At 35.5% G+C, this 8,956-nt stretch carries 7 protein-coding genes; all 7 read left to right on the top strand.

What is annotated here, in order from left to right:
* Nucleotides 1-1,107 (top strand): RAMP superfamily CRISPR-associated protein (locus FKZ43_RS11280; RefSeq protein ID WP_140945998.1); only part of this gene is annotated, 1,107 nt, incomplete at its 5' end.
* Nucleotides 1,091-4,126 carry a CRISPR-associated protein Csx11 gene (locus tag FKZ43_RS11275; protein ID WP_140945997.1) on the top strand — a complete coding sequence of 1,012 codons (3,036 nt, stop codon included), beginning with the start codon at nt 1,091-1,093 and terminating at the stop codon, nt 4,124-4,126. The genes FKZ43_RS11280 and FKZ43_RS11275, both read left to right, overlap by 17 nt.
* Nucleotides 4,127-4,128: 2 nt before the next feature.
* A complete protein-coding gene (locus FKZ43_RS11270) occupies nt 4,129-5,079 on the top strand; it encodes an RAMP superfamily CRISPR-associated protein (protein ID WP_140945996.1) in 951 nt (316 codons plus the stop codon).
* Nucleotides 5,080-5,093: 14 nt separating this feature from the next.
* Nucleotides 5,094-5,489 (top strand): type III-B CRISPR module-associated protein Cmr5, encoded by a 396-nt coding sequence (locus FKZ43_RS11265; protein ID WP_140945995.1) that lies wholly within the window; start codon nt 5,094-5,096, stop codon nt 5,487-5,489.
* Between the two features lie 28 nt (nt 5,490-5,517).
* On the top strand, nt 5,518-6,423 hold the full coding sequence (locus FKZ43_RS11260; protein WP_140945994.1) for a hypothetical protein: 906 nt from the start codon (nt 5,518-5,520) through the stop codon (nt 6,421-6,423).
* Nucleotides 6,424-6,511: 88 nt separating this feature from the next.
* Nucleotides 6,512-7,786, top strand: coding sequence for a class I SAM-dependent methyltransferase (locus FKZ43_RS11255; RefSeq protein ID WP_140945993.1), 1,275 nt, complete (start codon nt 6,512-6,514; stop codon nt 7,784-7,786).
* A 1-nt stretch (nt 7,787) separates the two neighbouring features.
* Nucleotides 7,788-8,774: a hypothetical protein gene (locus tag FKZ43_RS11250; RefSeq protein WP_140945992.1), complete on the top strand. Its 987-nt coding sequence runs from the start codon at nt 7,788-7,790 to the stop codon at nt 8,772-8,774.
* Nucleotides 8,775-8,956: the final 182 nt, after the last annotated feature.

Raw genomic sequence — 8,956 nt, 5'->3', positions numbered from 1 at the left:
AAAAATGATGTAGACAACCTTGTCTCAGGTTCAGAAAAATATAGCGAAGTAACCGACGTTTTCTCAAGGATAATGCTCTTAATCACTTCTTTCGGTGTAAAAGAAAATTTCCCTGACAGAAGAGGTGAACCCAACAAAATTAAACCCGATGTATATGCAAAGGTAGGGGAAAGGGAATATTCATCAGGCCTAAAATCCTTAATCCATTCAAATGGAAATTACAATGACCAATTACAGTGTTGCAAGTTATCCGAACTTAATCTTCTCGGCATCAATTCTTCCCCAGACATTTCAACCCTCCCTAAAGGAAGCTTTATTATTGAATTTCCTATAACCCTTGCAAAACCATTTATTTCAAGAGATGATACGCCACTTTATATCATTGAAAACCCGATTCGCAAAGATAAGGTCTTTGGCATCCCATTTACATCAGCTATGTCTTGGAAGGGAAACCTAAGATGGACGATGATGAAAATCTATCTTGAGCCAAAGGCAAATGACCCAGAGAAGTTCGTTAAGGTGCGCTTTTGGCATACCCTCTTATTTGGAACCGAAAAGGGAATGGAAGAAATGGCAAAAGGTTGGACAAAATATCTTGATGAGTTATGTCCTAATGTAAAAGATATTTATAGAAACAAATTAAAAGAAAGGTTCGGCGAAGAAGAGGTCCCCTCCCTTACAGGCATGCTATATTTTTACCCAACATTCTGGGACAGGATTGATATGGAAGTAATCAATCCGCATGACAGAAAAACAAAGACAGGTAAAAATCCAATATACTACGAGGTTGTGCCAAAAGGAGCAAAGGGATTTTTCAAACTGCTTTACTTGCCATTTTACCATTTAGGGAAACCCTTGTCTGAACTAAAAATAAAAGTTATTAATGACCTTAATGGTGTGGTAGCAGGCTTAAAAGCAATGATGCTAACCTATGGCTTTTCAGCAAAGAAATCTTCTGGATATGGAGTAATTGAAAATAAGTGGGACAAAGAAGCAAGCAAATTGGTTATAAAGGGATTTTTGGATATAGTAAAGTTTAGTAATTTTGAGGAATTGGAAAATATAATAAAGGAATTAAAGGAGAGAGGTAATGAGTTCACTCCTTAAAAAATTAGAAGATAACAGAATACCCATCCTTCTTGCTGAGATTGGAGCATACATTCATCTAATCGGAAGATTCTCTAAAGAATTCATTTTGGCACAAGCTAAAAATAACACACAAACAGGATCAAATTTTGATTATCAGCAAATATGTAATAGTTCCAACTTTTTTGAAGATAAAAGTTTAGGTAATTTATTAAAAGATGATAATTGGGAAAATTTATTAAATGGATTTAAAAACTTAACAAATCCTGGAGAATTGGATACCAATAAAATAACAAATTTATGTGAATTTATTGAAAAACACACCTGGAATGATAAACCAAAAGGACTTTGTAAAATCCTTGCCGATGCCCATGGAATTGTTTCCGGAATAGATAAAGCATTGGCAGGAAAAGGAGGTTCGGGAAAACAGAGTAGTCAATATACTTATAGGGCTACAGCTTTTGGATACGAAAAAGAAATAGAACTTCTCGGTTCTGCAAATTTAAATAATGTAGATGAAAATCAAATCAGTAACACAAAAAGAGAATTTTTTCAAAAATTAAATGATATCTTATACAATATACTAAAAAACCAAAATATTTCTTATGATAATTACAAAGAATTTGTTAACTTGATTAAACAATACTACCCCAAAACCATAGCTGAAACAAGACGACCAATTAATGAAATTTCACTCTATGACTATGCTCACACTATAGCTTCACTCGTCAAATCTAATCTTGCAAAAATGGTTATTGATAAATGGTATGAACCAAGAGGAAATTCAAAATGGAGAATTTTAAAGATAAATTTAAATGTTATTGAACTTTTATCAAAGGGGTTAAAGATTGGTGATATTTTTGGTTACAAAGCAGAGATAGAAGACACATACGAGGCGATAAAGAAAATCATTGAGTTTGATTATCCTTTAGGTAATGAAATTTACCGAGATTCCACAGGCATTTATTTTTCATGCCCCAATATTGAGAACATAAATGAATTAAAATCAGAAATAATTGAAAAACTAAAACATTTAAACAAACTTGATTTTAATTTACAAATTGATATTTCCGGTGAAAGTAGAAGTATGGTTATTTTAGCAAATGAAAGAGAAGAATCCTTAAAGAGAATTGTCTATCCCCATACTGGTGATGTAGAAAATTTAGTTAAAGAATTTAAGGAATCACAAGATGCAGGTGGAGAAGACATATGTCCTGTTTGTAGAATCAAACTTAAGCCAGTGAAAGATGAAAGATGCCAAAAATGTAAAGATAGATATCAGAAAAGGGTCGCACACTGGATTAACACTTCACAGAAAACAATATGGTTAGATGAAGTTTCAGATCATAACGACCGTGTTGCATTGATCATCGGATTTTTTGACCTGAGAAAATGGCTTTCCGGAGAATTTTTGGATACCTTTGTTTCCCAAACTTTTTATGAATGGAAAAACGAGAACCAGAGCTTGTGTAGTAAATTAGAAATAAATGACATTTCAGACCTCAAAAAAGGTTTTGAAGAATTATTAAATGGGTCTATAAACTTAGACGAAAATTGGAAAAATATTTGCAAGTCATTTACTGGAAGATCACCTAATAACTTTATGAATGATTTCTGGATGCCTATAGCTGAAAGGGACGCAACTGGAAAAGCATTGTCACTTAAAAATAATTCTGAAAATGCAAAACACCTTATTAAACTATTATTTAGAAAACACCCATCCCTTGCCCGTATTTATCGCATTTGGCAAACAACACAAGATTTTATACACTACACTATTCTTGAAGACATTCTCAACAATCACCCCTACGGAACAGATTCCCCATTTATAGACCTCAGGAAAAAAAGAATAAAATTCACCATTCAGCTCAATACTAATATCCCTAAAGGCACCACCTGCGATATTGATATTGATGGCGTAAGATTTAGCCCCGTCTGTATTGATGAAACAAATAAACTCTTCCTAACCACAATCAACCTCCAAATCCTTGCTAACAAAGGTAAAACAATAAACGAAATTGTCTCGTGGATGTCCGGGAAAAAAATAAAAATAAAAAGTGAAACCGATAATAAATGGAAAGATGAATCCAAAATATCAAACGCAGAACCAGCAAATGATGAATTTCAAAACTATCTACCCTATGTTAAAATCTATGACTACCCCGACCAATTTATGGCTCTCGTCCCCGCCTACGACGCCTTTGATATCGCAAAGAAAATCCTCGAAGAATATGAAATTCAATTCTCAAAAGTAAGAGATAGACTGCCATTTCACATCGGTATTATCGCCTTCCATAGAAAAACACCACTATATATAGCAATGGATGCAGGTAAAAGGCTTATTGAAACATTTAAAGAAAAAACAAAAACTATATCTGCCAGAGTTAATTCAATCAACAACACCGATCACAACAGGTTGGGCAAATATGTAAAAGAACTAACATTAAACCCAAACCCTTGCTATTTCCCTGTCCCACTTGCCTGGAAAATCTCCTACTCAACCGGCGACCCCAATCAAGAAGATGAATGGCACCCCTATATTAGATTTAATGGCAATAACCTCAAAGAACGAAACTACTCCTTCGACTACACCGGAAACGGTGATTATGTCGTCCATGTGAAAGAACTTAAACAAAATGATTGCATAAGAATTGAAACATCTTATTTCAAAATGTCCTACCTTGAAAGTGCCTCAGAAAGATTTCAAATCGGGGACAATTTACGACCACTTGATGACATTAAACGTATAGATAGCATATGGGAAGATATACAGCGTATCTTAAAATCAAAAGGATTAGGCATCTCTCAGCTTTATGCCTTCTGGCAGGAAGTAAAGAAAAGATACGAAGATTACCGCGGAGATTCAGTATGGGAAGATTTCGTCAGGTCCTGTCTTACAAATATTTTGAAAATCTCCCCCCAAAATGAGAAAAACCTCTTTGATAAACTTTTTGAAGCAACAAAAGATGGCGCCTTAGACCTTTGTCTCCACTGGAATCTTCAAGTAAGAAAAATAAAACCTAAAACAGAGGGGGTATAATAATGTTCAGTAATTGCGAAATTAAAAAATACTACGCGATAGCCCTTGACCCAATCCATGTGGGATCAGGTGGGTCAAGATTAGGAAGGGTTGATTTACCAATAATTAGAGAGCCAGGAACAAATCTTCCAAAGATCCCAGGGACAAGCCTAAGTGGTTCCGCAAGGGCTTACACAGCAATGGTTACAGGTAGATACCTGTGGAAGTCCAACAACACCGAATATTCCTGCGCCGGACGCGGAGGAGAAGGTGGTGAAAAACACTGTGGCATACCAGACCCCGCTTGCCCCGTCTGCATACCTTACGGATTCTCAAAAGGAACAGGCTACAGCATGCAAGGACTCGCCCAATTCTTTGATGCCCATATCCTCTTCTTCCCCGTCGCATCAATGATAGGCCCTATATGGGTAACTTCGCCAATGGCTCTGGAAGGATTAGGACTACAACAACAATTTGCAGCCCCAGCTGAAGGATTTTATCCACTGGGAGATCAATTGCGAAATAAAGAGAGACTTAACTTTGGATGGCTCATGTTGAAAAAAGAAAATGGTAAAGGTAATATCACGAATTCCGACTTCCCCGATATACCTGAAATTGTTAAACAAAGATTAGTTCTTGTTTCAGATACCCTATTTTCTTTAATAGTTAATAGCAACCTTGAAGTTAGAACCTCAGTTAGCATTGACCCACAAACAGGAACAGCTGAAGACCGCGCCCTTTTTACCTATGAAGCTATCCCAAGAGGAACTATCCTAAAATTTGAAATTGCCTATAACTCAGGAAAAACATTCAGAATCTCAGGAAAAGAACTCAAAACAGAAGACAACGGAGATGTAGGAACTTCATGGGTTAAAACTCAAGTAGAGAAAGGTCTGAAACTATTTGAAACTCTTGGCATCGGCGGAATGGGTACAAGAGGTATGGGAAGATTAAAAATTCTCAACCTTAAATAAGGAGGATTGTTAAAATGAAAAACCTTGACAAACTTTGTGCAAAATACGGATATGAATTTGCTGAGAAGGTTAGCCAAGCTTTTAATTCAGATGCTAAAAAAGCAGAATCTTTGCTCACAAAAGCCCTGGGAGTGCTACAAGAACAAGGACTATATGCCTTCGCACTCTTCTGTGAATCACGAGGAAGCGCTGAAAGTAATGGCGCTAAAAAGATAACAGAAATAACAACCAAATTACTAAACGAACTAAACCTTATTAGCAATACTAACAATACTGACTTACTTGAAGAAATACGAAAAGATAATGGACTTGCTTCAAGACTTGAAGACCTTATACTCGCTATTCAAATGCTTGAGAAATCACTAATATACGCAAGATATCATGCAAAGGCACTTTCAAAATCTTCCTGAGAATCAATGAAAGAATGGAGTAATATAAATGAACTGGCATCTTTTTGAATGGACATTTTGCCTGAAATCCCCACTTCATGTAGGATTCCACAAAATAATGCATTTTTACAAAACAAGACCATATGTGCCAGGCAAACTTCTATGGGCAGCTTTAACATCAAAACTTACTCAGCTTCTCGGGCTAAACGACTACAAGAAAGTTGGCGATTTCCTCGCAAATTCAATGCGTTTTGGCTATCTTTTCCCCTGCGTGCAAAGTGAAATATATATTCCCAAATATACCAACAACGGTTTGATGTTTGACTCTCTCCCTCAAAACGAATTTGAAAAGAAATTTATTAGCTCAATGGCATCTGCACCGATAGACCCTGAATCATTTACCACTGAAGAAGGTATGCTCCACGAAGTTGAATTTATAAGCCCATATACGATCGACGATGGAAAACAAGTTTTTTTGAAAGGATTGATCTGGATAAGAGAACTTTCAGATAACGAATTTAACCTTTCAATAAATAATGATGATTTAAAAATCACATATAACAAGATAAGTATTGAGTTCAAAGAGCAGTTGGCTAATCAATTCCAGGTTGGTGGCGAGAGAAAATACGGATTCGGATTACTACAACTGCAAGATATGGTTCCTAAAAATGAACTTAACGACTTCCCTGGCAAATGGCATGAAAAAAACGGTGAGGTCTGCATCTTTATCAACAAAGATAACCCCGTTTGGTCCCACATTTCATATTCCAATGACCTGATTATAAAAGGAAACATTGAACCTTTGATAGGTAGAGATTGGGATGATGAAAAAGGCGCAGGCAAAAAATTAAAATCCCACGGCTTGTGCTGGTCTCCCGGCTCTATATTATGTGAAGATAGAGAGTTTAAAGTTAATGAATTCGGAATATGGAAAAGCTTGTCTTCAAACCCCTGACAAACCTCTACCCTAATACCTTGAAAATTTCTCTTCATATCTTTATCTTTAAAAACAACAAAATCTAAAAAATACTGACTTTAAATAAATGCTAAATGATAAACCCAAACAATTGACCTTCTTCAACTTTCCAAAACCAAAAGAAAATGAAAAAAATACAAAGGTCTTTCTACTTTTCAGAAAAACAATCCCTGAAATCCCATCAACTACATACGGAACATTTTCCATATACAAATACCCCGCAAAGTTTATCCCACAAGTTATCGCATATGTTCTGAAAAACTACGCTAAACCTGGAATGAAAATCTTTGACCCATTTGCCGGCGGAGGAACTGTTGGCATCGTCTCAAAACTCTACGGCTACGATTATGAACTATGGGACCTAAACCCAATCCTTAAAATAATCCACGACACTGCAATTATGAAAAACCCCAAAATCAACCCCGCCGAACTAATAAAAGAAATAAAAAATTCCAAAAATGAATTTATCCCCAATTGGTCAAACCTAAATTATTGGTTCCCACAAGAATTTCTACCCATGCTTTCAAAAACATGGGGATTTGTCCATTCTACAGAGGAAAATGTAAAACATATTCTCTTAATCCCCCTCTTAAATGTCACAAAGTATTTCTCTTACGCAGATGAAAAAGTCCACAAACTTTATAAGTCAAAATATTCAAAGAAAAAAATAGAAGAACTATTAAAAAGTAACTATGAGGCGCTGTTCTACGCCAAACTAGAAAAAGAAATTCATAAATTGCTCCATAAAATTTGGGAATATAATCGCCTGAACCCAAAAGAAGTTGTATATGAAATTAAAGCGGGAATAGATACCTTGGAAATGAAACTTGAAAACGATGTGAATATCCTCATAACTTCACCCCCATATCTGCAAGCGCAAGAATATATAAGGTCAACTAAATTGGAACTCTTCTGGCTCGGATTCGATGAAAATTATATAAGAGAACTTAGCAAAAAAGAATTACCCTATAGACCTGTTAAAGAAATAAAAATCTATTCAGAAAAGTACCACGAACTTAGGGGGAAAATACAAGAGGAACATTTAAAATTATTGTATGATAGATATTTTTTTAGCATTTTATGGGCACTGACGAATTTGAGCGAACGAGTCACCGACTACATGTTTATTTTCGTAGGTCCCGCCAAGATAAGAACAACTCCAATACCAATAGATGAAATAATAATTGAACACCTAAAATTTTTCGGATGGGAACACGAAATCACTTTCGTTGATAAAATTGTCTCAAGGGTCATGTTTGAGACGAAAATAAACCCCGCATCAAAGGAAAATGACAGCAGAATAAAAACAGAACATCTAGTCGTGCTAAAAAGAAAAAAATAATATGATTAGAATTCTAAAATCCGAACTGAACAATATACCCAAGTTCAAAAGAAAATTATCAAGCTATATCCAAGATCAGATAAAACATATTCAAGAAAACCATAACATATCATTTAATGAAGAAGAACTCAGCGAACTACTGCTTTCTGCTTGCAGAAGCAATGATCTTAAAGTTATTTCCTTTAAAGGAAACAAAATGTTCCTTGATGAAGAAAAAACCTCAAAATGGATCTACGAAAAACTCCTGCCAAATACAGTTATATTAAAATTAGACGACCAAGACATTTTACGCCTGCTGATATTCTGCATTGAAATAACTTATCAAATGTTTTTAGGAGGGACAAAAGCAACCATAACCGCAAAGGGATTTAGAGAAAGAAGGAGAACTTTTGAGTCAATTCTCGTGGATCAGTTTATCGGAAAACTCGGCGAAATTATGCTGAAAAAATTTCTTGAAAAAAACTTCACTAAGGTAAGAATAGAACTAGATTGGGAAATATCAAACCAACTTCAAAAACATAAGAACGACATTAAAAATGCTAAGAAAAAGGTCAGCATAAAATCATCACCCGCATTGTCTGGTATCTGGGCGGAAGCAGAGAAAGGATACGATTATGGAATTATGGTTAAATGTTCCGTTCCCCAACAACCCATTTTGCAATTCTTCATTGAGGTCTGCGGATTTTCACGCCTCATTGACTTCGCCGAAGGCAAAATTCCAGCAGATGATCTGCTTTTTAAAAATTATCTTAAAAATATCAAAAAAAGAATATATGATTTTAAATGTGGAGAAATAAAAACAGAACTAAAAGGTTTTATCTGTGGCTACTTTAAAACAAGTAAAGATAAACTCAAAAATGTAAATGAAACGCTCCCTTACTTGGGGAAAATACGAGAGGAAAGATATCTCGTCAGAATTGATAAACTAAAATACAAAAAGGAACAATGGGAAGAATTTCTCTATAAGATAGGTCTTCTCAACCTTTAAAGTAGGGAAAAAACACCCTTTAAAAACCCTTCCCCTGTTCCCCCTCCCCCTGCGTGAGAGGACAGGGTGAGGGGTTCATTTAAAAATTTCCCCTCTTCACCCCTTGACAAATTCCTCTCCTTTTTTTATTTTCTAAACAAAAAACCCCGGCTCACACCGGGGCAGGGAACAACAAAATTTAT

The organism is Candidatus Thermokryptus mobilis (assembly GCF_900070205.1).
Lineage (GTDB): Bacteria > Bacteroidota > Ignavibacteria > Kryptoniales > Kryptoniaceae > Kryptonium > Kryptonium mobile.
The sequence above is the reverse complement of the archived record's forward strand: the minus strand, read 5'-3'. Positions and strand labels throughout refer to the sequence as shown.

Bases quoted from the DNA above. Each gene is read 5' to 3' on its own strand.
- FKZ43_RS11265 (WP_140945995.1), top strand. From the start codon at position 5,094: ATGAAAAACCTTGACAAACTTTGTGCAAAATACGGATATGAATTTGCT.
- FKZ43_RS11270 (WP_140945996.1), top strand. From the start codon at position 4,129: ATGTTCAGTAATTGCGAAATTAAAAAATACTACGCGATAGCCCTTGAC.
- FKZ43_RS11260 (WP_140945994.1), top strand. From the start codon at position 5,518: ATGAACTGGCATCTTTTTGAATGGACATTTTGCCTGAAATCCCCACTT.
- FKZ43_RS11275 (WP_140945997.1), top strand. From the start codon at position 1,091: ATGAGTTCACTCCTTAAAAAATTAGAAGATAACAGAATACCCATCCTT.
- FKZ43_RS11255 (WP_140945993.1), top strand. From the start codon at position 6,512: ATGCTAAATGATAAACCCAAACAATTGACCTTCTTCAACTTTCCAAAA.
- FKZ43_RS11250 (WP_140945992.1), top strand. From the start codon at position 7,788: ATGATTAGAATTCTAAAATCCGAACTGAACAATATACCCAAGTTCAAA.